The 24,977-nt window shown below is 49.4% G+C and carries 23 protein-coding genes and 1 riboswitch; of the genes, 14 read left to right on the top strand and 9 right to left on the bottom strand.

Going from position 1 to position 24,977, the window contains the following annotated elements:
• The first annotated feature begins 2 nt into the window (after positions 1 to 2).
• Positions 3 to 467 carry an NUDIX domain-containing protein gene (locus MKY48_RS22350; protein ID WP_339266350.1) on the top strand — a complete coding sequence of 155 codons (465 nt, stop codon included), beginning with the start codon at positions 3 to 5 and terminating at the stop codon, positions 465 to 467.
• Entirely contained in the window at positions 464 to 1,024 is a 561-nt protein-coding gene (locus tag MKY48_RS22345) for a histidine phosphatase family protein (protein ID WP_339290891.1), read from the top strand. Before MKY48_RS22350 ends, MKY48_RS22345 begins: the two co-directional genes overlap by 4 nt.
• Before the next feature lie 200 nt (positions 1,025 to 1,224).
• Here the strand turns inward: MKY48_RS22345 and MKY48_RS22340 are convergent, their stop codons facing one another.
• Together MKY48_RS22340 and MKY48_RS22335 are read right to left on the bottom strand one after the other, a co-directional pair.
• Complete coding sequence (locus MKY48_RS22340; RefSeq protein ID WP_339266347.1) at positions 1,225 to 2,475, bottom strand: methyl-accepting chemotaxis protein; 1,251 nt, start codon at positions 2,473 to 2,475, stop codon at positions 1,225 to 1,227.
• A 184-nt stretch (positions 2,476 to 2,659) separates the two neighbouring features.
• Positions 2,660 to 3,382: a methyltransferase domain-containing protein gene (locus tag MKY48_RS22335; RefSeq protein WP_339290888.1), complete on the bottom strand. Its 723-nt coding sequence runs from the start codon at positions 3,380 to 3,382 to the stop codon at positions 2,660 to 2,662.
• A 147-nt stretch (positions 3,383 to 3,529) separates the two neighbouring features.
• Here MKY48_RS22335 and MKY48_RS22330 point away from each other — a divergent pair, with 147 nt between their 5' ends.
• Positions 3,530 to 4,228 carry a nucleotidyltransferase domain-containing protein gene (locus MKY48_RS22330; RefSeq protein WP_339290886.1) on the top strand — a complete coding sequence of 233 codons (699 nt, stop codon included), beginning with the start codon at positions 3,530 to 3,532 and terminating at the stop codon, positions 4,226 to 4,228.
• Between the two features lie 117 nt (positions 4,229 to 4,345).
• A complete protein-coding gene (locus tag MKY48_RS22325; RefSeq protein ID WP_076325078.1) occupies positions 4,346 to 4,444 on the top strand; it encodes a sporulation protein YjcZ in 99 nt (32 codons plus the stop codon).
• Between the two features lie 71 nt (positions 4,445 to 4,515).
• Here the strand turns inward: MKY48_RS22325 and MKY48_RS22320 are convergent, their stop codons facing one another.
• Positions 4,516 to 5,121, bottom strand: a complete 606-nt coding sequence (locus MKY48_RS22320; RefSeq protein WP_339266344.1) for a YkoF family thiamine/hydroxymethylpyrimidine-binding protein — start codon at positions 5,119 to 5,121, stop codon at positions 4,516 to 4,518.
• Positions 5,122 to 5,206: 85 nt separating this feature from the next.
• Positions 5,207 to 5,309, bottom strand: a riboswitch (TPP riboswitch).
• Positions 5,310 to 5,491: 182 nt separating this feature from the next.
• Entirely contained in the window at positions 5,492 to 6,094 is a 603-nt protein-coding gene (locus MKY48_RS22315) for a nitroreductase family protein (protein ID WP_339290883.1), read from the bottom strand.
• Positions 6,095 to 6,620: 526 nt separating this feature from the next.
• On the opposite strand from MKY48_RS22315, the gene MKY48_RS22310 reads away from it, so the two are divergent.
• The 5 genes from MKY48_RS22310 (at position 6,621) to MKY48_RS22290 (ending at position 12,040) form a co-directional block, all read left to right on the top strand.
• A complete protein-coding gene (locus MKY48_RS22310; protein ID WP_076325075.1) occupies positions 6,621 to 7,574 on the top strand; it encodes an ABC transporter permease in 954 nt (317 codons plus the stop codon).
• Positions 7,564 to 8,511, top strand: a complete 948-nt coding sequence (locus MKY48_RS22305) for an iron chelate uptake ABC transporter family permease subunit (RefSeq protein ID WP_076325074.1) — start codon at positions 7,564 to 7,566, stop codon at positions 8,509 to 8,511. Before MKY48_RS22310 ends, MKY48_RS22305 begins: the two co-directional genes overlap by 11 nt.
• Positions 8,508 to 9,266, top strand: coding sequence for an ABC transporter ATP-binding protein (locus MKY48_RS22300; RefSeq protein ID WP_076325073.1), 759 nt, complete (start codon positions 8,508 to 8,510; stop codon positions 9,264 to 9,266). The genes MKY48_RS22305 and MKY48_RS22300 overlap by 4 nt, the downstream gene beginning before the upstream one ends.
• A gap of 201 nt (positions 9,267 to 9,467) precedes the next feature.
• Positions 9,468 to 10,439: a siderophore ABC transporter substrate-binding protein gene (locus MKY48_RS22295; RefSeq protein ID WP_339290880.1), complete on the top strand. Its 972-nt coding sequence runs from the start codon at positions 9,468 to 9,470 to the stop codon at positions 10,437 to 10,439.
• A 176-nt stretch (positions 10,440 to 10,615) separates the two neighbouring features.
• The gene (locus MKY48_RS22290; RefSeq protein ID WP_339290879.1) at positions 10,616 to 12,040 is read left to right on the top strand and encodes an NAD-dependent succinate-semialdehyde dehydrogenase; all 1,425 of its coding nucleotides are present in this window, start codon (positions 10,616 to 10,618) and stop codon (positions 12,038 to 12,040) included.
• A 138-nt stretch (positions 12,041 to 12,178) separates the two neighbouring features.
• Here MKY48_RS22290 and MKY48_RS22285 read toward each other — a convergent pair whose 3' ends face one another.
• The 4 genes from MKY48_RS22285 to MKY48_RS22270 form a co-directional block, all read right to left on the bottom strand.
• The gene (locus tag MKY48_RS22285; RefSeq protein WP_339290877.1) at positions 12,179 to 13,141 is read right to left on the bottom strand and encodes a Gfo/Idh/MocA family oxidoreductase; all 963 of its coding nucleotides are present in this window, start codon (positions 13,139 to 13,141) and stop codon (positions 12,179 to 12,181) included.
• A gap of 394 nt (positions 13,142 to 13,535) precedes the next feature.
• On the bottom strand, positions 13,536 to 14,372 hold the full coding sequence (locus MKY48_RS22280; RefSeq protein ID WP_339290875.1) for a carbohydrate ABC transporter permease: 837 nt from the start codon (positions 14,370 to 14,372) through the stop codon (positions 13,536 to 13,538).
• A gap of 16 nt (positions 14,373 to 14,388) precedes the next feature.
• Positions 14,389 to 15,330: a sugar ABC transporter permease gene (locus MKY48_RS22275; RefSeq protein ID WP_076325068.1), complete on the bottom strand. Its 942-nt coding sequence runs from the start codon at positions 15,328 to 15,330 to the stop codon at positions 14,389 to 14,391.
• 47 nt (positions 15,331 to 15,377) lie between these two features.
• Positions 15,378 to 16,640 carry a sugar ABC transporter substrate-binding protein gene (locus MKY48_RS22270; protein WP_076325067.1) on the bottom strand — a complete coding sequence of 421 codons (1,263 nt, stop codon included), beginning with the start codon at positions 16,638 to 16,640 and terminating at the stop codon, positions 15,378 to 15,380.
• Between the two features lie 431 nt (positions 16,641 to 17,071).
• Here MKY48_RS22270 and MKY48_RS22265 point away from each other — a divergent pair, with 431 nt between their 5' ends.
• The 4 genes from MKY48_RS22265 (at position 17,072) to MKY48_RS22250 (ending at position 22,882) form a co-directional block, all read left to right on the top strand.
• Positions 17,072 to 18,274, top strand: a complete 1,203-nt coding sequence (locus MKY48_RS22265) for an ROK family transcriptional regulator (protein WP_339293542.1) — start codon at positions 17,072 to 17,074, stop codon at positions 18,272 to 18,274.
• A 69-nt stretch (positions 18,275 to 18,343) separates the two neighbouring features.
• Positions 18,344 to 19,834, top strand: a complete 1,491-nt coding sequence (gene glpK / locus MKY48_RS22260; protein WP_076325066.1) for a glycerol kinase GlpK — start codon at positions 18,344 to 18,346, stop codon at positions 19,832 to 19,834.
• Positions 19,835 to 20,023: 189 nt separating this feature from the next.
• Positions 20,024 to 21,754 (top strand): glycerol-3-phosphate dehydrogenase/oxidase, encoded by a 1,731-nt coding sequence (locus MKY48_RS22255; RefSeq protein WP_339290873.1) that lies wholly within the window; start codon positions 20,024 to 20,026, stop codon positions 21,752 to 21,754.
• Positions 21,755 to 21,889: 135 nt separating this feature from the next.
• Entirely contained in the window at positions 21,890 to 22,882 is a 993-nt protein-coding gene (locus MKY48_RS22250; protein WP_339290871.1) for an aldose 1-epimerase, read from the top strand.
• Positions 22,883 to 22,985: 103 nt separating this feature from the next.
• Here MKY48_RS22250 and MKY48_RS22245 read toward each other — a convergent pair whose 3' ends face one another.
• Positions 22,986 to 23,684 carry a TIGR02206 family membrane protein gene (locus MKY48_RS22245; protein ID WP_339266326.1) on the bottom strand — a complete coding sequence of 233 codons (699 nt, stop codon included), beginning with the start codon at positions 23,682 to 23,684 and terminating at the stop codon, positions 22,986 to 22,988.
• A gap of 271 nt (positions 23,685 to 23,955) precedes the next feature.
• On the opposite strand from MKY48_RS22245, the gene MKY48_RS22240 reads away from it, so the two are divergent.
• Positions 23,956 to 24,900 (top strand): hypothetical protein, encoded by a 945-nt coding sequence (locus MKY48_RS22240; protein ID WP_339290870.1) that lies wholly within the window; start codon positions 23,956 to 23,958, stop codon positions 24,898 to 24,900.
• The last annotated feature ends 77 nt before the right edge of the window (positions 24,901 to 24,977 follow it).

Here is a 24,977-nt window from a genome sequence, read left to right as displayed (position 1 = left end):
CCGTGGTGAAACATACGCATCTCGGTGTTTATGGAATACTGATTCAGCATGATCATATCCTGTTGATCCAGAAAGCGAGAGGACCGCACAAGGGGAAGTGGGATTTACCGGGCGGCTCCATTGAGTTTGGAGAAGAGCCGGAGCATACGCTGCAGCGCGAATTTTTAGAGGAAACCGGGCTTTCTCCGATTAAGGGGAGCATTCGGACGGCTGTATCTTACACGATCGTATATCAGTATGAGGCGAATCAGATGGAAGAGCTGCATCACATCGGTATCATGTATGATGTCGAGTTGTTGGATCTTCAAGCTGTTATCAAAACGGACGGTGACGGCCAAGACTCATTAGGAGCCAAATGGATTCCCTTGGAGTCATTGGGGGTGTTACCGTTAACACCGTTTGTAGAGATGATGATGGAGCCCGTATTAAAGGGTGAGGCTCATAAAGAAGCAGAGGTCGAAGGATGACGACTATCTATTTTGTAAGACATGCGGAATCTCCCTTTATCGATGGGAAGGAAAGGTCGCGGGGATTGTCCGCGGAGGGCTCCCTCGCTGCGGTTCGAGTCAAGGAATTGCTCCTGGGTGAAGGGATTGACGCTATTATTTCAAGCCCTTATCAGCGAGCCAGGGACACGGTCCAACCATTGGCAGATGCTTTAGGACTCCCGATTGCGGAGCAAGAGGACTTAAGGGAACGGAAAGTCGGAGATTTTCAGGGGCATTCCTTCCTCGATGCCAAAAAGATGCTGTTTCAGGATCCAACCACGTCCTTTCCCGGAGGGGAATCCAGCAAAGCCGCACAAAGCCGAGCAGTCCAGGTGCTAGAGGGAATCTTGAATACGCATTTAGGAAAGCGTGTCGTGATTGGCACGCACGGCGACATTATGACACTTATGCTGCAGCATTATGATCAACGATTCGATTATCATTTCTGGCAAGGAATGACGCTGCCGGATATATATCGAGTCGAGTTTGAAGAAGGGCGGCTTGTGAATATCGCGCGGTTATGGAGCGAGCAATAATTCAGGTGTACTTGACATGATATAAAAGGGAGCTGTCCCATATGAAGGGTCTGCTCACACGGATGGTTCGTCAGATTAAAAAAATGTGTCCAATGAAGAAATGGCTGTGCTCAGGATGGTATCCTTGCACAGCCATTTTTCGCATTTTCGGTTCGTTTGCTGCTTCGAAAGTAATAGACATGATGTAGGCTGTACCCTACTTAAAATTTGAAAATGTTGATCGTTTTTTGCAGCCGGAAGACGGCATTATTCATCGCTTCTGCTTCCTCGGCCATCTTCTGGATCGATGAGATGCCCTCATTCATGGATGCCGACACCTGCTCCGTGCCTGCGGCGGATTGCTGCGTAATCGCCGATATATTCTGAATTGCGGAAGAAATGCTCTTCGCACTTTCCAGCATGGATTCGCTCTCCTTGGAGAAAGCGGAGATCTGTTCCGAAATATACTGCACACTGTTTACAATCTCCATGAACACCAGCTCAGCTTCACGGATCATTTCGGTTTGCTGCCTGACGACCTCTTCATTAATTTTTATGTTCTGAGTTGCATGTTTGACGTCCGATTCGATGCTCCGTACGAGATTGAATACTTCTCTAGTCGATGATGTGGATTCCTCAGCCAATTTACGCACCTCTTGGGCGACAACGGCAAAGCCAGCGCCATGCTCGCCTGCCCTTGCCGCTTCAATGGATGCGTTCAAGGATAACAAGTTGGTCTGATCGGCAAGTTCCGAGATCGTCTCCGTGATCTGCGTAATTCCCCTGGCGCTCTTAGCCAGCGCATCAATGGATTCCGAGACCTTGGCTGTTGCGTCAATATTACGCTGCATCCCTGCAGACTGCTTGGCAACGGAGTCCCTTCCTTGCTCAACCAGTCCCAGCGTTTCGATCGAACGGGTATTCATTTCCTGGGTTGAATGCGTATAATTGCTGACCTTCTCTTCGATCTCACCGATGGAATGCGTCATTTCGGCTACGTCTTCCGATATTTCGTTCGCGCCGACGGCCAGCTCATTGGAAGATAAGGAGACTTGATTCATCACTTGAATGAGCTCCTGGTTTTTAATCGAGATGTTGGAGCTTGACGACATGACCTGGCGGGTGATATCCGAGGTTTCCTGCAATATTTTTCGAAGCTTGTCCACCATGCTGTTGAACGTTCGGCTGAGATCGTTCATGCCCCCAACCTCTTCTACCTGGAAGGTGAAGTCGCCTTTGGCGATTTTGGCGGAAACGCTGGAGATCTCCGCAAAGGAATTGGTAAGCGTTTTCTCAATAAGACGAGAAAGAGGAAAAGTAAAACCGGTTAGTGCCACGACGATGACCACGCCAATGATTGCTTTACCCATTAGAATAAATGCAAGCAGCATTGGAACCGCAAACAAAGCGGCAATGAGAAAACAGGCTGCGGTAATTTTTCGCGAGATAGGGAGTCTGTTGAACCATGCCATAAGAATGAGTCCTCCTCAACAACATAGGATATATTTACCATGATTATAGCATCGACAGGCAAAACTAGATATAACGAATTGACAAAAAGTGTTGGATTAGGTCGAAAGGACTGAAATTGAGGAGGGAGAGGGGATGCGCAGCAAATATGCGAATCCCCACTTGATGCACAGATATGAAGTGATTTTATTTTACAGCCCGGAATAAGGCGGAAGCGAGATAATCGGTATTATCCAGGATCATGCGGTCATGCTTGAACAACGTTTCCCAGAGCGCCACATCGAACAGGAGTCCTTTATCGCGCTGTTCAAATGTATCCAGATGACGTGTTTGCTCTTCCTTTAACTGGTCATTGAAGTGGTTGTACTCCAGAATTTCTTGCTGTTTAAACCCGCAAGCCAAGAGGGAGTCCGCCCATTCTTCCCTCATCATGAGATTAGGAATTCCGAAGAATTCGAGCAGTTCCTGAAGTTTTGCCTCCGGCATGGGTTTATCAAGCAGCAACTCTCTGTCCTGTAGGACGCCTCCATGATCCAGAACGCGGTAATATTCGGGCAGTGATTTCGTAGTATCCGTAAATACGGTAACGGATTCGGCCATGATTAGGTCGAATTGGTTGTCCTCGAAAGGCAATGCGCATACATCCGCTTGTTGGAACTGCACGTCGATTTCCATCGCTTCGGCTCTTGCACGGGCTTTTTTGATCATATTTTCGTTCAGGTCAATGGCCGTTACTTGATACCCCATCTCCGAAAGATGGCATGCGGTTCTGCCCGTTCCACACCCGACCTCCAGAATGCGGCTGCCCGGTTGAATGGGATAATTCTTCAGCATTCGGAGGGTTGCCTCGAATCCTCCCGGGTGGGCACTGCCCATACCTAATTTGGAGAGCATATGAATATAGTTCATCTCATCTATCCCTTCTTCCTTGTCATCAACATGAGGGTAATCGTTTATTTATTTACCATATGATTCAGGTACGTTTAGGGTTTTAGCTGAATTAGATATTTTGAGCCCTTTTTTCGGGAGGATCAGAATCATACTGGAGGAAACGTCATGAGGATGGAACCGGTAGAGGCAGCGGAACGCATCATACAATACGATTATCCCGACTGTTTGCTTGCTGTGCTTGGCGGCAGCGCGAGCAGAGGTGAATATAATGAACAATCCGATTTGGACATCATAGTCATTGAACGGGATGGTCATGATTTCAGCAGGAAGACGATAGAGGCACATGGGTGGATCGCGGAAATATTTATATTGTCTTTATCCTCCTATCGCGAATATTTCGATGAGGGAGTGATCGCGGCGAATCCTTCATTGCAGCGGATGGTCGTAGAAGGGACGGTGCTGCACGCGCTGCCTGAGGGGGAAGAGGTGCAGGCGGAAGCTCGAAGCGACTTGAATTACGGACCCATGCCCTTGATGCTAACCGACATTAACGAATACCGTTATATGCTAACCGAGTACCTGCTGGATTTGCAGAGTCCCCGAAGGGATGCCGAAAAGTGGTTTACGGTGCACAAAATAGCGGCGATTCTCTGTGATTTTGTACTTAGGGTGAACCGGGAGTGGACGGGTGAAGGGAAAACGCTGTTCCGTCTGTTCAACCGCTATGACTCGATCTTGGGAGAACGATTGGAAGCAGCGCTCACGGCGATGTATCGCCAGGATGATCCTTCAGTTCTTATGGCATTCACCGAGGAAATGCTCCATCCGTACGGAGGCAAGCTTCTCATTGGTTATGAGGAATAGAATTTCCTTGCCAATATAAAAAGAGGCGTACATTAGCCGTGACACTAGCACGAGACGGGAAATACTATAATAGTGTGATTACATCACGTCATTCTTTAAATCCAGGAGGGGATCTTCATGAGCGGAGTATATGGCGGCGGTGGATGGAACAATTCAGTAGGAATTATTTTGGTTCTCTTTATCCTGCTCGTAATTATCTTGAGTGCTTGGGTTTAAACCGTCAAGATTCTTGGCAGTAGTGACAGGAAGCCCGGCGCTTGCCGGGCTTTTGTCTGCCTCAATAAAGCTCAATTCGATGCGGCTTTGACCGAAGGGCTGTGTGCGGACACAACCGCAGTCATGACCAAATGGCTGCTGTCGGATTGAATCGCATGTAAAAACGCCTCTTCAAGGGATCCAAACACCTGGGCCAGTGACCCATCCAATCGGCTGGCGTAATGAACGCTTCCGGCGAATGTCCCGGCTGCCTTCGTACGATTAACTTCACCGTAGATGACATCCATGTAGTCATCGGTACCCATGGGGTATAGAGCGAATTGGCAAGCAGTCTCAATATCGGCATGTTCCCCGATGTCGTTGTTTAAGAGAGTCGAATCCTCAGTCATATATACATCGGCGTCCGTATCTCCGGGGCAACCGATGGAATAAGTACCATTAAAAACGGTATGCACGCCACTCGCTGCAGCATAGGCGAATATCGCCCTTGTCACATCAAAGACATGCTCTGCACGTCCACGAATACAGGTGCTCACATCATCTGTCTGAATCCATACCTTCCCCGTATCCACGGAATGTAGTGCGCCCATGATGACCTCCACAAACCGGTCCGTCATGGGAAATACCGAGAACCGGCACCCGACGATCCGACTGGTTCCGCATACAAGCTCATTCATTGTTATTTCCTCCCCATGATATAAGTCCACGCAAAAAAAACCGCACCCCGTGAAGAAAGTGCAGTTATGCCTACGAAAAGAAATAAACATAAATGCTACACTTCCCCACGCTAGTATGACCTAGATCGGGTGTTAAGGGTTAACGGCAAACCGCCGTCTCTCAGCACATGGCACCCCTAGTACAGCCAACATCCTATGTAGTTGGTTATCGTAAGTTTGCCCGGAGCTTCTGTTATCTTAGAAGTTCGAGGGTTCTTACTTGACTAATTGTATCGCTTAGTGATCGGTTTTTCAATCTTTGTCCATTATAAAAGGACCGCCTATCCAAGTTGCGGAAACTTAGGAAGGCGGCCTTTTTTCATCTATTTAATTAGTTGTATACTTTTACGCGATCTTCAAGCGGTGCAAATTCTTTCTCGCCTGGTTCAGCAACCGGCTTACCGAAAGGCATTTGAGCAAGCAGCTTCCAGCTTTCCGGGATGTTCCATTCGGATTTTACTTTTTCGTCGATCAGCGGGTTGTAGTGCTGCAGGGATGCACCCAGACCTTCTGCTTCAAGGGATGTCCATACTACAAATTGCAGCATGCCGTTGGATTGGTTGGACCAAATCGGGAAGTTGTCGGCATAAGCGGCAAAGTTCTGTTGCAGCCCGGCAATGACGTTGTTGTCCTCGAAGAACAATACCGTACCGTAACCAGCGCGGAATGCGCCCATTTTTTCGGCAGTGGATTTGAATGCTTCTTCATCGCCAACGACTTCCTTCAGGATGCCTTCCGTGATGTTCCACAGTTTATCATGCTGTTCGCCAAGCAATACAACGACGCGTGCACTTTGAGAGTTGAAAGAAGACGGGGTATACTTAACCGCTTCGTTTACGATTTCCTGAATACGCTCGTCCGAGATAACGGATTCTTTGCTAATCCCATAATAAGAACGGCGACTTTTGAGTGCAGTTGAAAAATCTTTAGACATTGAAAAAAAAACCTCCTGGTGTAATCGAATTTGCATACGCCTGATAAGAAGATGTCCTTTACTTCAAGCAAATATGCATGTTGCTTATTTAGCAATATTTTTAATTATCATTCCATATTAACTTACGTTTAGTTAGGAATAATATTTATGTTAGTATATTAATATAACTTAGAGTAATTGTCAACGACTTTTGATTAAATATAATTTCCCTTATCTATTAAATATGAATTGAATCCGTTTGGCTTTTTGAGAAGCTTCATTATATGGAGGCTTAACGAAAGGAGTGCTTCCTACCTGAGGATATTAGCTATGTCTTCTCGAAACTTCATATTATGAACAATTCATGAACAAAATATACAAGTATGAACAAATTAATTGATTTTGATTCTCAATTACACTTGTCGAGCCAGAATGAGGATGATATAATGCATATCAGAGCGCGATTGATAATCAATCTCAATGAGAATGGCGTTGGAAATTGCGAGATCCCGGATATTTTAGAGACATACGCATAGAAGGAAGAGCCATGAAGATTAGATACTTATTTGCAGCCGTTGTGGTACTCTCGATAATTTCATTATTTATTGGAGTTAAAGATATCTCGCCACTGCAACTATTCTCGATGACAGAACAACAACAGCATATTATGCTTGTAAGCCGGATTCCTAGGCTTGTCAGTCTTATATTGGCGGGTGTCAGCATGAGTATCTGCGGATTGATCATGCAGCAGCTCAGCCGCAATAAGTTCGTATCGCCGACCACAGCAGGTACGATGGACTCTGCCAGACTGGGGATTTTGGTAGCCATGCTCGTCTTCACGACAAGCGGTCCGCTTATCAAAATGCTCGTGGCATTTGTATTCGCTCTGGCAGGAACCTTTATCTTCATGAAGATACTGGATCGGATTAAGTTCAAGGATGCGATCTTCATCCCGCTCGTAGGGCTGATGTTTGGTAATATCGTCAGTTCGATAGCCACCTTCTTTGCATACAAATATGATCTTATTCAGAATATGTCCGCATGGCTTCAGGGTGATTTTTCCATGATCATGAAGGGCCAGTATGAAATGCTCTATATTAGTATCCCGCTTTTGATTCTGGCGTATCTGTTTGCCAACAAGTTTACGGTGGCCGGAATGGGAGAGGAGTTTGCAACCAACCTGGGTCTTCACTACCGGAGAGTTGTGAATCTGGGATTGGTCATCGTGGCGCTGGTTACGGCATCTGTTGTGCTGACGGTCGGCGTGATTCCGTTTCTTGGTCTGATCATACCTAATATTGTCAGTTTGTACTTAGGAGACCACTTAAAAAAAAGCCTTTCGCATACCGCGCTGCTGGGGGCCGGGTTCGTACTGTTCTGTGACATCCTGGGCCGGATCATTATTTATCCCTATGAAATTCCGATTAGTCTAACCGTGGGCGTACTCGGAAGCGGTATATTCATTTTCTTACTGATGAGGAGAAAGGCTTATGACTTATAAAGCCAAACTCGGCCTGTTGGCCGCAGCGGCAATCATCCTGGTGGCAGTCTTTCTGTTCATTGATCTTGGCGGCAATTGGGATTACGCGCTTCCAAGAAGAATCAAGAAGGTGCTTGCCATCATTCTGACCGGCGGAGCGATCGCTCTGTCTACCACGGTGTTTCAAACGGTCACGAATAACCGGATACTGACGCCAAGCGTTATGGGATTAGATTCCTTATATGTACTGATCCAGACCACCGTCATCTTCGTCTTCGGATCCTTCACGCTGTACAAACTGGGCAGCAACGTTAACTTTCTGATCAACGTCGGCGGGATGATCCTATTCGCCGGAGTCTTATATAAGATTCTGTTCAAAAGGGAAGGAAACAACATTTACTTCCTGCTGCTGATCGGCATGATTTTTGGAACCCTGTTCTCGAGCATGTCTTCTTTTATGGAAGTGTTGATTGACCCGAACGAGTTCCAGTTTGTGGCCGACAAAATGTTTGCCAGCTTTAACAATGTGAAGACCGAGCTTCTGGTCCTGTCGGTCATTGTCGTTGTGCTGACCTTGCTGTACTTTGCCCGATTTGCCAAGTACCTGAACGTGCTGGCGCTTGGCCGTGAGCAGGCGATCAACCTCGGCGTGAATTATGATTATGTTGTGAAGCGGCTTCTGATTGTGGTTGCAGTTCTGATCTCGGTGGCTACCGCTTTGGTAGGTCCGATCACATTCCTCGGGCTCCTGGTTGTCAATGTTGCGTACGAAGTTATGAAGACGTACAGGCATTCGTATTTAATTGCAGCATCCGTACTGATTAGCATTATTGCACTGGTCGGCGGTCAATTGGTTGTAGAACGGGTGTTTACGTTCTCTACAACGCTCAGCGTCATCATCAATTTCATCGGCGGTGTCTACTTCATATACCTGCTACTAAAGGAGAGTAAAGCATGATCCAGGTTACGAACGTATCGAAAGTCTATGGCGGCAAAAAAGTCGTTGATAACGTGTCGGTTACGATCCCAAAAGGTCAAATCACTTCCTTTATCGGCCCGAATGGTGCCGGCAAGAGTACCTTGCTGTCCATGATTAGCAGATTAACAGGCAAGGACAGCGGACAAATTACGGTGGACGGTAAAGAGGTTAGCCAATGGAAGAGCGGCGATCTGGCGAAGAAGGTTTCCATCCTGAAACAATCCAACCATATCAGCCTCCGTCTGACGGTGCGTGAGCTTGTATCCTTCGGTCGTTTTCCTTACTCTCAGGGCAGATTGAACGCGGAAGATGAGAAATACGTAGATGAGGCGATCTCTTATATGGAGCTTGGGGATATGCAGCATAAATATCTTCATCAGCTCAGCGGCGGTCAGACCCAGCGTGCCTACATTGCGATGGTTATCGCCCAGAATACAGAGTATATCCTGCTGGATGAGCCTCTGAACAATCTGGACATGAAACACTCCGTACAGATTATGAAGATTCTCAGAAAGCTTGTCGCTGATCTGAACAAGACGATTGTCATCGTGATTCATGACATCAACTTCGCTTCCTTCTATTCGGATTACATCGTGGCATTGAAGGATGGAGCCATTGAAAGCGAAGGGAAGACCGAGAACATCATTCAGAGCAATGTGCTTCGCGGAATCTATGACATGGACATTGAGATCGAAGAGATTAATGACAATCGGGTATGCGTCTACTACGGCTAAGCGACATGGTAGTAGAGAGTAGAGGATAAGGATTCTGGGGGAACAGAAGCACGGAATCCTTAATCATAAACAAGGACAGGGCTGCCTTGGATACAGGACGGCATGGTTTAGTCTGTTCATATTAAATTACATATTCAACCATGAGTTCAAATATATGTTGGATTGTTAAAGCGTTTAAATATAAAAATGGGGTGTGAAATAATGAAAAAATGGTTAGCTTTATTTATGGTAGCAATGTTCACGCTTGTACTTGCGGCTTGTGGTCAAGATAATAAAACAAGCGGCGCAGGCGGCGGAGATGCAGTTGGAGATACACCGGCTGCAACCGATGAAATCACGATTACCCATCAACTGGGTAAAACACCAGTGAAGAAGAATCCTTCCCGCGTCGTTGTTTTCGATTTTGGTATTCTGGACTCTGTCGATAAACTGGGCGTTGAGGTTCTGGGCGTACCCCAAGCGAATGTCCCGGCCTACCTGTCCAAATTCGAAGACAAGAAATATGAGAATGTGGGCAGCTTGAAAGAGCCGGACTTCGAGAAAATCAACAGCATCAACCCGGATCTGATCATCATTTCCGGCAGACAGCAAGATGCGTATGATGAACTCAGCAAAATTGCCCCAACCATCTTCCTGGGTGTGGATACAAGCAAATACATGGAATCCTTTAAAGCAAACATGAACACGCTGGGTCAAATCTTTGGTAAAGAAGCAGAAGTTGAAAAAGAGCTTGCTACAATTGACGAGAACATCAAAGCTTTGAATGAGAAAGCTACAGCAACCGGCAAGAAGGCATTGATCATCCTGGCTAACGAAGGCAAAATCAGTGCATACGGACCAGGTTCCCGCTTCGGCATTCTGCATGACGTGTTCGGTTTCGGAGCTGTAGATCCTAACATCGAAGTCAGCACACATGGTAAAGACATTTCGAATGAGTACATCGTTGAGATGAACCCGGATTATCTCTTTGTTGTCGATCGCGGTGCAGCGGTTGCCACAGGCGAAGGGGATTCAGGCGCTAAAGCGGTCGTTGAGAACGAGCTTGTGAATACAACGAACGCGGCGAAAGAGGGTAATATCGTTTACTTGAATCCGGATTTCTGGTATCTTTCCGGTGGCGGCCTGACGTCCGTATCCGAAATGATCACGGAAGTAGACGCAGCGATTAAATAAGATAGTGAAGTCGTTATGAATATAGAAAACACTGGAGCTTTCACATGAGCTCCGGTGTTTTATTTTTTTGCATTAGGGTAAGTGGGTAACGGATAATAAGAAGGACGAATCGTGACCTAGAAGATGATGATCAATAGACACTTGCAGCCTGAAGAGACGATGAGGAGGTCTTTACTATGTTTCGAAATAAAATCTATATTGCTGGACAATGGATTCAGACCGAAGAACAGATGGATGTATATAATCCGGCGGATGACAAGGTGATAGGTACCGTGTCCAAGGCTGGCAAGAAGGAAGCCGCCCTGGCCGTCGATGCGGCAGCCGATGCTTTTCCGGCGTGGTCTCGCAGAACGGCGAATGAGCGAGGGGAACTGCTGCGCCGCTGGCATCAGCTCATAGCGGAGCATACGGATGAATTGGCGCGGATTATGACCACAGAGCAGGGGAAACCGCTGAAGGAAGCAGCAGGCGAGATACAATATGCCAACAGCTTTGTGGCCTGGTATGCGGAGGAAGGCAAACGAATCTACGGTGAGACCATACCCGGATCATCCAGCCGCCAACGCATCATCGTAACGAAGCAGCCCGTTGGCGTGGTAGCAGCGATTACGCCGTGGAACTTTCCGGCATCCATGATTACCCGTAAGGTGGCGCCCGCTCTAGCAGCCGGATGCACGGTGGTGATCAAGCCATCTGGTGAGACGCCGTTTACGGCCATCAAGCTGGTAGAGCTTGCCGATCAGGCTGGTATTCCTGCCGGGGTCATTAACATCGTAACTGGATCTTCAAGCGACATTTCCGGCGTGTGGCAGGCGGACAGCCGTGTAAGAAAGCTGTCTTTTACAGGATCAACCGAGGTGGGGAAACAGCTGATGGCCGGAGCTGCCGCTAACGTCAAGAAAATATCGCTGGAGCTTGGCGGTCATGCGCCGTTTATTGTGACGGATCAGGCTGACCTGAACCAAGCGGCTGCCGGATTAATCTCCTCTAAATTCCGCAATGGGGGACAAACCTGCGTGTGTGCCAACCGGGTATATGTTCAGGAAGGCATTGCGCAGGCGTTTGCCGCGAAGTTTGCTGAGCTTGTCAAGCAATTGAAGGTAGGAAATGGACTGGAGAACGGCGTCGATATTGGTCCTTTGATTAACCGAGACGCTGTGGATAAAGTCGTTAGACAGATCAAGGACGCGGAAGAGAAGGGCGGCGTCATTCTGGCAGGAGGTCAAGCATTATCTGAGCTGGGTCGCAATTATGTTGAGCCGACGGTCATCATGAACGCAACCGATGACATGGAGTGTATGAATGAGGAAACCTTCGGCCCCCTTGCGCCGATTACCACTTTCCGGACGATAGACGAAGCGGTGCAGCGAGCCAATAACAGTCCTTATGGCTTAGCCGCCTATGTATTCACGCAGAATCTAGGCGAAGCGGTCAACATTGCGGAATCGCTGGACTACGGGATTGTGGGCGTGAATGATCCCGTACCTTCGACGGCGCAAGCACCATTCGGTGGATTCAAAGAGAGTGGATTGGGCCGGGAAGGCGGGCACTACGGAATGGATGAGTTCCTGGAGGTGAAGTATATTTCGCTTGGTTTATAAGAGCGGGGGGAGTATATCTTTGCACAAGAATGCGAAACGGGTGGATTGACAAGCATACATGTTACTGCGCTACTCCATGCCAATTCAAAATTAAGGGGTATGCTCAAGGTTTTCAGACCATGAGCATGCCCCATATTATTATGCTTGTAGGATAACGGGTTTTCCAGTTTCCGCAGATTCATTGGCCGCGAGCGTCACTTCCAGCGTCTTGAAGCCGTCTTCATAAGATGCCAGCACAAGGCTTGGGTCGTTGTTACGAATGGCGTCGATCAAGGCGTTGGTAAGATTTTTGTAGAAGTCCGTTTTGCTCCGATACACGATCTCTTTCTCCTTCTCTACAATGGAGAGCGTGGTTCCGTCCAGAACGACGCGGAAGTCGCGGCCCATGATCTCGATTCCGCTGCGGTGATCGAACTGGATAAATCCAGTTTGCATATGGCCGACGGCTCCGGAATCCAACACGAATTGGATGGCGCCCACATCCGGAATATCGAGGTCTGGGATGTCGTCTACCAGCAGCAGCTTCATATCAGCATACAGGCGGGTGATATCGCCGCACAGGTAGCGAACCAAGTCCATGGTGTGCGTGGATTGCTCAACTAGCTGTCCGCCGGATAATTCCTTTTTGCGCCACCAAGGAGTGGGTACAGGTGTTGTAATGTAGTGGGCGCGAACCATGCCGATTTTTTTGTCCTTGAGAAAGTCTTTGGCAATCGCAACCGTGTCCAGGTACCGCAGACAGTAGCCGGAAGCTGCAATGATTCCGCTTTCAGCAATGACCTTGGCTTTGTGGCGGACGGACTGGGCGTCCAGTCCCAGCGGCTTCTCCACCATGAGGTGAATGCCCTTTGCGGCTGCCTGTTCTTCGATATCCCCATGGCAAAATGGTGGAATGCACACATACAGCACATCCAGATGCTCTTGCTCCAGCATCGTGCTGCCGTCCGTATAGTAAGCTGTGCCGTACAGTTCGGCCTGCTGCTGCGCTAACGTTTCATTGGTATCGCATATTGCAGCCAGCTGAACGTGTTCGTTCCCGTGAAGGTTTTTGATATGGACGGCGCCCATGCCTCCCGCTCCTAGCACGCCTGCTTTAATCATAGGTTGCCTCACTCCTGATCGTATAAGATGTTGGTTACATATTCCGGTAACTCGATTACTCACACGTGATTATAGCCCCGCTATCCATATTATTCAAGCACTCATTTGAACCTAGATTGACGGATGCGCAATGATAAAAAGCACAGAAGACCCTCTCAAATACCACGACGCCTTCTGTGCCGCTGCTTCAAATGAAGCATAGGTCTGTACGCCATGTCTGTCCGCTAAATCTGCTGCGCTTCCTCCACCCGGATACCCGCAATACCAGCAAGCTTAACGCCCGGGATCAAAGCATAGGCGGCACCATGGGTTCTTCCCATGGTGCCTGCTCCAATAACTAACCCTGTAACATTTCCGTCCACTCTTTTTCTGCGTGGTTCGAGCGATCCGAGTGTTATCCTTTAATCCCGTTCATGGCGATCCCTTCAATAAAGTAACGTTGAAGGAAGATAAACAGGATGATGATGGGAAGGGTAGCCATTAAGGCGCCTGCCATCAGCAGCGGGTAATCGGTGGAATGCTGTCCCTGGAAGCTGGATATCCCGATGGAAAGGACGCGCATCTCCTCGGAGCTCGTCATGATGAGCGGCCACAGCAGATCGTTCCATGAGGCTAATATGGTGAAGATCGCCAGGGAGACGAGAGCCGCCTTGGATAAAGGCAAGTAAATATTCCAGTAAATCCGGAAGTAACTGCAGCCGTCAATTTTGGCGGCTTCCTCCAGATCCTTCGGCAGCGTCATAAAGAACTGTCTCAGTAAGAATGTACCGAAGGCGCTGAATATGCCGGGTACGATCAGCACATAGAATGTGTCCAGCCAATTGAACTCGCGCATGATGACAAAGCTCGGAATCATAACGACCTGGGAAGGGACCATCAACACGGCCAGGAGCGCGAGAAAGATGGCGTTCTTGAAAGGGAATCTCAAGCTGGCAAATGCATAGGCTGCAAGGGAGCACAGAATGAGTTGGCCAGCCGTCCGTCCCACCGTCACGATTATGGTGTTCAAGTAATAGGTACCGAAGTCGATGGTTTGGATGACCCGCAGGTAGTTGTCCGGGTGCCATTCCACAGGCAGCCATTGGGGCGGAACGGACATGGAGTCCGCAAAGGACTTGAAGGATGTGGATATCATCCACAGAAACGGCATAATCATGAGCAGCGCCCCGACAGCTAACAGGATGTGGACCGCTAGACGGCTTGCTTTTCCCTTATTGGTTGAAGTATTCACATCTACACACCTCCTGTTATTGGTAGTGGACCCAGCGCTTCTGAATATACATCTGGACCATGGTGATGATCAGAATAACGATAAAGAGAATGAAGGCCTGCGCTGAAGCGTAACCCATGTTGAAGTATTTGAAGCCATCTTCCCAGATGCTGTATACAACCGTTCGGGTGGATTCCAGCATCGTGGTCTGTTGATCCATCATGATGAAGATCAGGTCAAACACCTGGAACGAATTGATGAAAGACATGACCAAGACAAAGAACAAGCTGGGCGTGAGCAGAGGAAGTGTAATTCGGAAAAACTTATACAACGTCCCCGCTCCGTCAAGCGAAGCCGCTTCATAATAGCTGCCGGAGATGCCCTGCAGACCGGACAGCAGAATGACGGCATTGTATCCGATGCTGCTCCAGACACTGACAAGCACGATGGAGAACAAGGCGAATCGCTCATCGAACAGCCAGTTGGGCTGTGGCAGGTTCATGACGCCCAGCACATGGTTGATCAATCCGAATTCGGAGTTGTATAACCATTTCCATACCATGCCGACCGCGATCGGCATGGTGATCACGGGAATGAAATAGAGGGTGCGGTAGAAGACCATGCCTTTGATCTTCTGGTTCAAGAGCACGGCCAGCACCGTTGCGAGTGCAACGGATAATGGCACCGTACCGACCGTATACAGCATCGTGTTGAGCAAGGAACCGGTGAATTTGTCGTCCTTCATCAAATTTGCGAAGTTATCGAATCCGATGAATTGAGGTGAAGTTAATCCATCCCACGACGTAAACGACAGGAACAGAGATGCTGCGGAAGGTGCCATATAGAACAGACCGAGGCCCAGCACAACAGGAAGAATGAAGATATACCCCCAGACAGCTTCGTGTACGGCAAGTTTCCCAACTTTTCGCTTGGTTGTTGTTTTAGGAGGTTCTGTGGTCACGGTGATGGGAGAGCTCACAGGCTGCACCGTCCTTTCTTAATTTCCGTATTGGGCGTGGCCGCTTGTCATTTCGTTTCTGTCGCAAGGATCGCATTCATCTGTTCGCCGGCATTTTTCAGTGCTTCTTCAAACGATTTCTTTCCGAGAAAAGCCGCCTGAATTTCCTTGACTTCAGCGTCTTGCCACTCTGCTGTTTTCTGGGATACGGGATAAGGTACGGCGAACTCCAGGCTGTCCACGAACACCTGTAGATCAAGAGATGGGATGGACTTCAGCCAGCCGCCCTCCGTGCCTTTGTATGCAGGCATCGAGAATCCAGATTCGGCGAGTAATTCCTGACCTTCCTTGCCGGAAAGAATCTGAATCAGCTCCCAGGATTCCTGCTCGACCTTCGTCTTGCCGTTGATGGCCCAGCTGAGTCCATGAACGATCGATGCCTTTTCCTTGCCGGCAGGAAGTTCAGCGACACCGAGTTTATCGCCGAGAAGCTTGTACAACTCGGGGGAGTTAACCGAAATCCCGGGGAACATAGCGGCCTTGCCGGAGCCGAACAATTGGCGGGACTTCGTTTCAAGCTGCTGCTGGGCGCTTGGGGAATAACCCTTCTCAATCAAGCTCTGCTCCCACTGGAAGGCCGATAGCGCTTCGGGTGTATCAAATCCAGATGATTTCTTATCGTCCGAGATGACGTATCCGCCTGCTTGAGCAATGAAGTTGTAGTATCCGATCTGGCTGTCGATCGGCGCGATGAAGCCATAAATGCCGTTCGATTTATCCGTCAGTTTGGCTGCGTTCTCCTCGACGGTTTGCCAGGTCCAGCTCTTGTCGGGATAAGGCAGACCTGCTTGGTCAAACAATTCTTTATTGTAAAAAAGTCCAACGGAATCCTGGAAGTAAGGGAGTCCGTGAAGTTTACCCTGATAGGTGTACATATCGACGAGCGCTTCGGTATAAACCGAGGTGTCCAGACCGCTTTGCTCAATTAGGGGAGACAGGTCTTTGATCAGACCGGAGGAGGCATAGGAATGAAAGTTAGGACCGTTCATCCAGTAGACGTCAGGACCGCTGTTGCCGGCGAGGCTGGTTTTCAGCTTGGTCCAATAATCGGCCCATGGGGTGTAAGTCACTTTCACTTCAACATTCGGGTGCTTCTCATTGAAAATTTTAATGGACTTGTCCAGCGTGTCCCGCACATTTTCGTCCCATAGAGCGACGCTGATGACCTTCTTGCCGTTTTCTCCTCCAGAGGCATTGCCGCCTCCGCAAGCAGAGAGTAACGCGGTGAACACGAATAATACCGAAATCAGGACAGACATTCTTTTTTTCATCAGATAACCCTCCTTGAATTCACATGGTTTTTGATCAAGCGTGGTTGGTCGTACGGCTTGTTCGAAGTGAAGCGGACCCCATATGCGCCTCCTTTATGTAAGTGATGTAAAAAGCGAAAGTTATTCCATAAGTCGAAAAAAGTTAACATCGATATGCTATCTTTCTTGACAGAATAACCAGCTTCTATTGCGAAAGATTATATAATCCCCTCGATTATTTTTCAAGATAGCGATTTCAAATCCATTTAAATTCTTTTTTTCACAATATGAGAGAATCAGCATGAGATCTAACATTACATCTTATTTCGAGTAATGGAATAAGTTTTTATTCAGTTCTGGAACATGTTATAGTGATTCTATCCTCATTTTTCCGATACAGAAAGTCGCACTATGCGAAGAAACGATAGAGAGGTTGAGCTTGCTTGAACAATATGAAAAAAGGTGACCATAAGCTGATTCAGGCATTAAACCGGTCCATGGTGCTGAACAAGATCCGCACAGAGGGACCCATATCCAGAATCGATCTGGCCAAAAAAAACAAGCTGAGTCCCTCCACGGTCGCCTCAGCCGTACAGGAACTCATCAAGGAAGGCTACGTTTCCGAGATTGGAACGGGCTCCTCCAGCGGAGGGAGAAAACCCATTCTGCTTAAATTCAATCCGGATAATCATTATTTGTTCGCTGTAGCGATAACGAATTCGGTTATGATGCTGGCCCGCATGAATCTGGAGGCGAAGGTGCTCCAGAAGGAAACGCATCCTCTAGCCGGGCTCCAAGGAGAAGCCGTTATCGAGCGGCTGCTGAGCCTGATGGACAATTTCATGACAGGCCAAGAAGACTTAGAGCGGTGTGTCGGGATTTCCGTTACCGTGCCGGGTATTGTGAGTGATAGTCAGGGCATGGTGCACTATAACACGAAACTTCGCATGACCGATGTTCCGTTGAAACGGATTATTGAAGAACGCTATGGACTGCGCACCTGGGTGGAGAACGATATGAATTCCGTTGTACTGGCTGAACGCCGATTTGGCGATTACGCATTTGCGAACCTGATTTATATCTCCATTGGCGACGGGCTTGGTTCCGGTATTTTGATTAACGATCATCTCCTAAGGGGCAAGCATGGCGGTGCCGGCGAATTCGGGCATACGAGCGTAAACCGCAGCGGCATCCGCTGCGAATGCGGCAATGTAGGCTGCCTCGACAGTTACATCAGCTGGATGGCCGTGTATTCGCGAATTATTACGGCAATCGCAACGGGGAGACCGACGCTAATCCAGGAGCTCAGCGGGGGAGATTACAGTAAAATTGTTCCGTCCGTATTCAAGGAAGCTCTTCGCAGAGGGGACAAGCTGGCAAAGGATCTGAATGAGGAGGTGGCTGAGCTTCTGGGAGCAGCCATCGTCAATCTGGTCAATATGTTTAATCCCGAAGCGCTAATCCTGGGCGGGGATATGGCGCATGGAAATCCGAATTTGCTGGAAATGGTGCGCAGCTATATAGACCGGCATGCGCTGCCGATTCTGAAGGAGGACATGGTATTCGGTTTGGCCTCCCTTGGCGAGGAAGACAAGTTAATGGGTGCGGCCTCAGTCCTGCTGCAGGACTTGCTAGGCTTCTCCCTGACGGAATAATGGATTTGACAACGTTTCCACCTGCACGTTATCTTTGGTTAAATGCATATGCGGAAGGGGAGAAGTTGATTGGAGCAGTATATTCTGGCACTTGACCAAGGAACAACAAGCTCGCGCGCGATCCTGTTCAACAAGGAAGGAGAAATCGTACACTCGGCTCATAAGGAGTTTCCGCAGTATTTTCCCAAGCCGGGCTGGGTGGAGCAGAATGCCAATGAAATATGGGGCTCCATTCTTGCGGTCATTGCGACATGCTTATCCGAAGCGGGCGTGAAGGCGGATCAGATTGCCGGAATCGGAATTACGAATCAGCGGGAGACGGCCGTGGTTTGGGATAGGAATAGTGGCGAACCGATATACCACGCCATTGTCTGGCAATCCCGCCAGACGGCGGGCATCTGCGAGGAGCTGATTGCCGCCGGACATGACGGGATGGTTCGGGAGAAGACCGGACTTTTGATTGATCCTTATTTCTCGGGAACGAAGATCAAATGGATCCTCGATCATGTAGACGGTGCCCGTGAGCGGGCCGAGCGCGGAGACATTATATTCGGGACCATCGATACCTGGCTGATCTGGAAGCTGTCCGGAGGCCAGGCGCACGTGACCGATTATTCTAACGCATCGCGAACGATGCTCTACAACATTCATGAATTGAAATGGGATGAGGAGCTCCTGCAACTCCTAGATATCCCTATGGCCATGCTGCCCGAAGTCAGGCCTTCTTCCGAGGTATATTCCAATACCGTTTCCTATCATTTCTTCGGTCGCGAGGTTCCAATTGCCGGAGCAGCCGGCGATCAGCAGGCGGCGCTATTTGGGCAGACCTGCTTCTCGGAAGGCATGGTGAAGACGACCTACGGAACCGGCAGCTTTATGCTGATGAACACCGGCGACCAGCCCGTAAAATCCGAGCATGGGCTGATCACCACGATCGCCTGGGGACTGGATGGCGGTGTACAGTATGCGCTTGAGGGCAGTGTGTTCGTGGCCGGCTCGGCGATACAGTGGCTGCGCGACGGTCTTCGGATGTTCCGCGAGGCGAAGGACAGTGAGCCCTATGCGCGTCGGGTCAACTCAACAGATGGCGTGTACGTGGTGCCAGCTTTTGTCGGACTCGGCAGTCCATACTGGAACAGCGATGTCCGAGGGGCCGTATTCGGCCTGACGCGAGGCACGTCGAAGGAGCATTTCATCCGGGCAACCCTGGAGTCGCTTGCGTATCAAACTCGGGATGTCCTATCCGTGATGGAAGAAGATTCCGGCTATGGCATCACATCCCTGCGGGTGGATGGAGGGGCTGTATCCAACACGTTTCTCATGGAATTCCAAAGCGACATCCTGAATGTTCCGGTGGAACAGCCGAACATTACGGAGACAACGGCACTCGGTGCCGCTTACCTGGCGGGGCTCGCTGTCGGCTTCTGGAAGGATCAGGAGGAAATCTGCAGCAAATGGAGCATGGGGCAAAGCTTCAAGCCAACCATGGAGGAAGACGTAAGGGAGCAATTATACAGCGGCTGGAAAAAAGCCGTTTATGCGGCAATGGCTTTTCATTAGCATTTTCTATGGTATAATGATCATTAAGTGAATACATGTCTGGAGACTTGGAGAGACCACTAGGCGCGGAATACCTCATGATATGGGGTTTGTTACTGCGCGTTTCGTGGTCTCTTTTTTGCTGTCTTTTTGCATTGGAAGGGTAACGATAGATAAAAACAGGGTAAATCATACTGGGAGGGATTCATTGTGAAGCAGGCACAGTCGTTTTCAAGTTTGGACCGCAGGCATCGATTTCAAGAAATGGCAGAGGGAACCTTCGATCTGATTGTTATCGGAGGGGGCATAACCGGTGCAGGGATTGCGCTGGATGCGGTCACGCGCGGGATGTCAGTTTTGTTGGTCGAGATGCAGGATTTTGCCGCAGGAACGAGCAGTCGTTCGACCAAGCTGGTGCATGGCGGCCTGCGGTACCTGAAGCAGTTTGAAGTTGGCATGGTGGCTGAGGTTGGCAAAGAACGGGCCGTTGTGTATGAGAATGGGCCGCATGTTACCACGCCGGAGTGGATGCTCCTGCCGATACACCGGGGTGGCACCTTTGGGAGGTTCAGCACCTCTATCGGGCTGATGGTGTATGATTTCCTGGCCGGCGTAAAGCGGGGAGAACGGCGTTCCATGCTGTCTGCATCCGAGACACTGAAGCGGGAGCCGCTTCTGAAGCAGGAGGGCCTTAAGGGCGGCGGTTATTATGTGGAATACCGGACGGATGATGCCAGGCTGACGTTGGAGGTCATGAAGGAGGCAGCCGCCAGAGGGGCGGTTCTGTTCAATTACGCGAAGGCCGAATCATTGAATTATGATGCGAATGGACGAATCATCGGTATCACCGTGCGGGATATGCTGGGTGGCGGGACCAAGTCCGTAACCGGAGCCAAAATCGTAAATGCCGCAGGGCCCTGGGTGGATCAGGTGCGCGAAATGGATAAGTCCAAGAAGGGGAAAATGCTTCAGCTGACCAAAGGGGTTCATCTGGTCATCGATCAATCCAAGTTTCCGCTTCGTCAAGCGGTGTACTTCGATACACCTGACGGCCGAATGGTGTTTGCTATTCCCCGCGACGGGAAGACCTACGTAGGCACCACCGACACGGTCTACAAGGCCGATCCCGTACGTCCCTTGATCACGGTGGAGGACCGGGATTATATATTGAAAGCCATTCATTACATGTTCCCTGGTGTGAAGCTAAACCCGGCAGACGTTGAATCGGGATGGGCGGGAGTCCGGCCCCTGATTCTGGAGGAAGGCAAAAGCCCGTCCGAAATTTCACGAAAGGATGAAATTTGGGAGTCCCCGTCTGGCCTGATTACCATTGCCGGAGGGAAGCTGACCGGCTATCGCAAAATGGCCGGCACCGTCGTCGACCTGGTTGCGAGACGGATCCAAGAAAGCGGCGGGAAAGCGTATGGTGCCTGCGTAACGAAGAATCTGCCTATTTCCGGCGGTGAGGTTGGCGGCTCGGCCCAATTCCCTGATTTTGTCCGCAAGCAGGCGGAGATCGGCACCGCGCAAGGAATTGACCGTAAGCTCGCCGAGCAGTGGGCGCGAACGTACGGCTCCAACGTGTCGGAATTGTTCCGCTTGGCCAAGGAGGGCTCCGAACAGGCGGAAGCAGCGGCGCTTCCGGTATCGGTGCTGGTTCCTCTGATGTATGCGATTCAGCATGAGATGGCAGTGAAGCCGGCTGACTTTTTTATCCGTCGCACGGGTTCCCTATTATTTCATATCGATTGGACGAGAAAATGGAAGCTGCCTGTGATCGATTATATGGCTGCGGTACTGGGTTGGAGCGAGCAGCAGACACTCGAATACACGAAAGAACTGGATGAGGAGTTGGTCTCGGCCACACAGCCTGCAGCAAGCGATCAATCGGCCCCGGCTCCAATTTTGCAAAACTCTTCTAAAACGAAACTTACGTCTTAACCGGCATCTAATTTTAAACAAACGGGGTGAGGGGGGAGCGGATGACTCTAATGACTATCCCTCCTCAAATATAGAAGTTAAGGGCATTGGTATGATAATCTATATACGTTCACACTTGAGAGGAGAGATGACCCGATGAACCACCAAGCGTATGAAGGATCATATCACGGAGAGCGCGCGGTTTGGCTCCAGCACGGCCCTTACGAAGCGGCGATATTGCCCGAAATCGGAGGCAATCTCATCGCTTTTAGGGATAACGAAAGCGGTTACCGGTTCCTCCGCGAACCGGAAGCAGGCGAGATGGAAGCATTCAAATCCAATCCTGGCGTTCACGGCATTCCTGTTCTCTTTCCGCCTAATCGTTATGAGGACGGCCGGTTTCCATGGAATGGACAAACCTATCAGTTCCCAATCAATGAAGAAGAGACGGGCAACCACCTCCATGGCTTTTTACATACGATTCCCTGGAGTGTGGAGGAGTATGGCAGCAGCGAGGCTGAAAGCTACGTGGTAGTTTCGGTCACCATTGATGAGAATCATCCCGTGTATGCCATGCTTCCGCACCAGTTCACCTTCCGGCTTCGCTATACACTGAATCAGGATGGATTGGCCCAGCATGTGTTTATCCGTAATCTGGGTACCGGCAGCATGCCGTGCCTGCTAGCCTTCCACACGGCGATCAACGCTCCGTTTGCACCCGGGAGCACGGCGGATGACTGCGTCGTGAGAATTACCATGGGCGAGCGGTGGGAAATGAGTGAGCGGATGCTGCCGACTGGCAAGTTCCAGACTCTGACGCCAGAAGAAGAACTGCTTCGGACAAGCGGCGTAAATCCTTATTTCGATTCGATGGACAACCATTACACGGCCGTTCCGCAAAATGGCAGAAACCGCATGGAATTGACGGATACCAAGCTTGGTAAAACGTTCGTTTATGATGTCGGCAATTCGTATAAGCAGTGGATGGTATGGAACAACAAGGCATCCCGGAAGTTCTTCTGTCCCGAGCCACAGATCAACCTGGTGAATGCACCGAACGTGGACTTGCCGGCTGACGATATCGGCTTGTTCGGTTTGGCTCCGGGCGAAATTTGGGAAGCAACCTCCAGGCTGTATCTTAAGGATTAAGGATTAGTCTAGGCTTTTCCCTGAAAAAAAGCGTATGGATTGCCGCACCCGAATACACAGGGCGTTTACAATCCATACGCTTTATATTTATAGGACTCCTTCTTCAACTGCCAGCCGAAGAAAAAGGTGTTTGTTCTTGTTTACGGCGGCGACTGCGTTTCAAGCGATCCGGAATGACAAAAAAGGCGGCATACATAAGGATAAACAGCGCGAGTGCGATGAGCTCCTCAACGAGGATGTATACGGGATGCGGTCCCAGCAGGTCTAGCAGCGAAGCCGTGTCCGGCTTGTGCATCAGGAACATATAATTCGAGCCGACAGCGAGGTTGACCAGACCGACAACGACTGCGGATACGTTCAGGAAGACCATCGTCCAGGCAATGGATTTCCAGGTTGGACGGTATCCTCGAACCCATGTCATGTACAACGCCGTCAATATGATCGCGATATGGACAACGAAGAAATGAAAGAACCGGAAGTGGGGAAAAGGGTAACCCAGATTGGGGGTTAATATAGCTTGCAAGGCCCCTCCAATTCCGGCAAAGTAAACTAACGGATATAGACGGCGTTCATCCGTAAGCAGGATGGCGATGGAGAGAAACAGGGTCAAGCTGCACAATTCCAATGGAAGCGAAGTGGCAGGGTCCCATATTCCCGTTGACGCATACCAGATATGAAGGGAGGCTTCGGGTAACGAAAGTGCAGCAAGCAGCCCCCATCTCACGGTCTTTTGCAAAGAAGGCTTGGAGGCGATTGTAGTCCTGAACAGGTACAACAGCGAGCCAAGGGCGATAAATACCATAATGGCTATCCAATGTTCAATGGAGAAAGCAGTAAAAACTTTCGGATATTTCGGATCAAAATAGGGACTGATGCGCAATCATCCTCTCTATGTTCATAAGCCTTTAATTTGATATTACCATAATATGGGGCAAGTTAGGGGTAGGATCATACCATTGCATCCCTATCGATCATCAGGTACAACCAGACCAGAATACATACATTTAAGTAGGTAAGCAAGGTGAAAATCATACCGTTATAGATTATGACGATGGAAGAGAGGTGTATTGATTGTGAGTAAACGACAGGGAGCCAAACGTTATGCATTTCTCCTGCTTAGCTTAGTGCTGATCTTCAGCTTAAGCTGGCTTGTTCATCCCGGAGAGGTCGAAGCAGCCAGCTCGAAGTACAAAAAGTTTTTCGATATCAGCAAAAAGGGCGCTCCCATTCCTGGTTACTCCGGGACCAAGGAGTGGATTCCTCAAGGACTGACTCTCGTTCCGAGCAAGAACTGGATTATTATCTCGCATTATTGGGGCAATAAGGACAGCAATCAAGCCAGCAGCATCTCGATTACAAGCAGTAAAACCAGCAAACGTATCAAAACACTCTATTTGTATGAGAGCGGCAGCAAAAAGCATACCGGGCATGTCGGAGGGCTTGCGGTTAGCAAAAATCATCTGTGGGTAGCGTCCGGCAAAAATGTGTACAAAATTCCGCTGAGTACAATTAGCAGCAAGAAAGATTACAGCAATATTGTCATGACTCCATATGCGCTCGGCCATAAAGCATCCTATGCCACGTATTCAGACGGCATTCTATGGATTGGCGAATATATGGATGGTGAGGATCAAGGAGGCAAACAGTGTGCGCCGGGACCTAAGGGCAAACTGCGAGGTTATCCATTGACGTCCAGCGACGGTTTCCCGTCGAATCGGAAGGCGACCTATATATGGAGTACACCTGACCGTATACAAGGGGCGGTGGTGACGAAATCACGCGTTGTGTACAGCCAATCCTGCGGCCGCAATAATGCAAGCAAATTGCTCATATATACTCGTGGAGCAAAGGGAAAGGCTGCGGCTACGCCGCTGACGATGCCTCCGATGTCCGAGAATATTGCCATGAGGGGTAATGATCTGTACGTTCTGTTTGAATCCGGTGCCCGGAAGTACAGAAACGGTGCAATGCCGCTGAAGCATCTGTACATACTCAATGCTAAAAAACTGAAGCTTTAACCCTGTAAACCAAAAGATCCCGCTTCCGGTTAACGGATACGGGATCTTCTGTGTTTGACGCCTGATTCTGAAGAGAG

This window comes from Paenibacillus sp. FSL W8-0187, assembly GCF_037969755.1.
Classification (GTDB): domain Bacteria; phylum Bacillota; class Bacilli; order Paenibacillales; family Paenibacillaceae; genus Paenibacillus_AQ.
Note: the sequence above shows the minus strand (reverse complement) of the source record. Positions and strands in the feature narration are given on the sequence as shown.

Coding starts and splice junctions, on each gene's coding strand:
- MKY48_RS22295 (WP_339290880.1), top strand. CDS start 9,468: ATGAAAAAATGGTTAGCTTTATTTATGGTAGCAATGTTCACGCTTGTA.
- MKY48_RS22325 (WP_076325078.1), top strand. CDS start 4,346: ATGAGCGGAGTATATGGCGGCGGTGGATGGAACAATTCAGTAGGAATT.
- MKY48_RS22285 (WP_339290877.1), bottom strand. CDS start 13,141: ATGATTAAAGCAGGCGTGCTAGGAGCGGGAGGCATGGGCGCCGTCCAT.
- MKY48_RS22315 (WP_339290883.1), bottom strand. CDS start 6,094: ATGTCTAAAGATTTTTCAACTGCACTCAAAAGTCGCCGTTCTTATTAT.
- MKY48_RS22340 (WP_339266347.1), bottom strand. CDS start 2,475: ATGGCATGGTTCAACAGACTCCCTATCTCGCGAAAAATTACCGCAGCC.
- MKY48_RS22305 (WP_076325074.1), top strand. CDS start 7,564: ATGACTTATAAAGCCAAACTCGGCCTGTTGGCCGCAGCGGCAATCATC.
- MKY48_RS22320 (WP_339266344.1), bottom strand. CDS start 5,121: ATGAATGAGCTTGTATGCGGAACCAGTCGGATCGTCGGGTGCCGGTTC.
- MKY48_RS22245 (WP_339266326.1), bottom strand. CDS start 23,684: ATGGTATTTATCGCCCTTGGCTCGCTGTTGTACCTGTTCAGGACTACA.
- MKY48_RS22310 (WP_076325075.1), top strand. CDS start 6,621: ATGAAGATTAGATACTTATTTGCAGCCGTTGTGGTACTCTCGATAATT.
- MKY48_RS22300 (WP_076325073.1), top strand. CDS start 8,508: ATGATCCAGGTTACGAACGTATCGAAAGTCTATGGCGGCAAAAAAGTC.
- MKY48_RS22330 (WP_339290886.1), top strand. CDS start 3,530: ATGAGGATGGAACCGGTAGAGGCAGCGGAACGCATCATACAATACGAT.
- MKY48_RS22250 (WP_339290871.1), top strand. CDS start 21,890: ATGAACCACCAAGCGTATGAAGGATCATATCACGGAGAGCGCGCGGTT.
- MKY48_RS22270 (WP_076325067.1), bottom strand. CDS start 16,640: ATGAAAAAAAGAATGTCTGTCCTGATTTCGGTATTATTCGTGTTCACC.
- MKY48_RS22265 (WP_339293542.1), top strand. CDS start 17,072: ATGAAAAAAGGTGACCATAAGCTGATTCAGGCATTAAACCGGTCCATG.
- MKY48_RS22345 (WP_339290891.1), top strand. CDS start 464: ATGACGACTATCTATTTTGTAAGACATGCGGAATCTCCCTTTATCGAT.
- MKY48_RS22290 (WP_339290879.1), top strand. CDS start 10,616: ATGTTTCGAAATAAAATCTATATTGCTGGACAATGGATTCAGACCGAA.
- MKY48_RS22335 (WP_339290888.1), bottom strand. CDS start 3,382: ATGAACTATATTCATATGCTCTCCAAATTAGGTATGGGCAGTGCCCAC.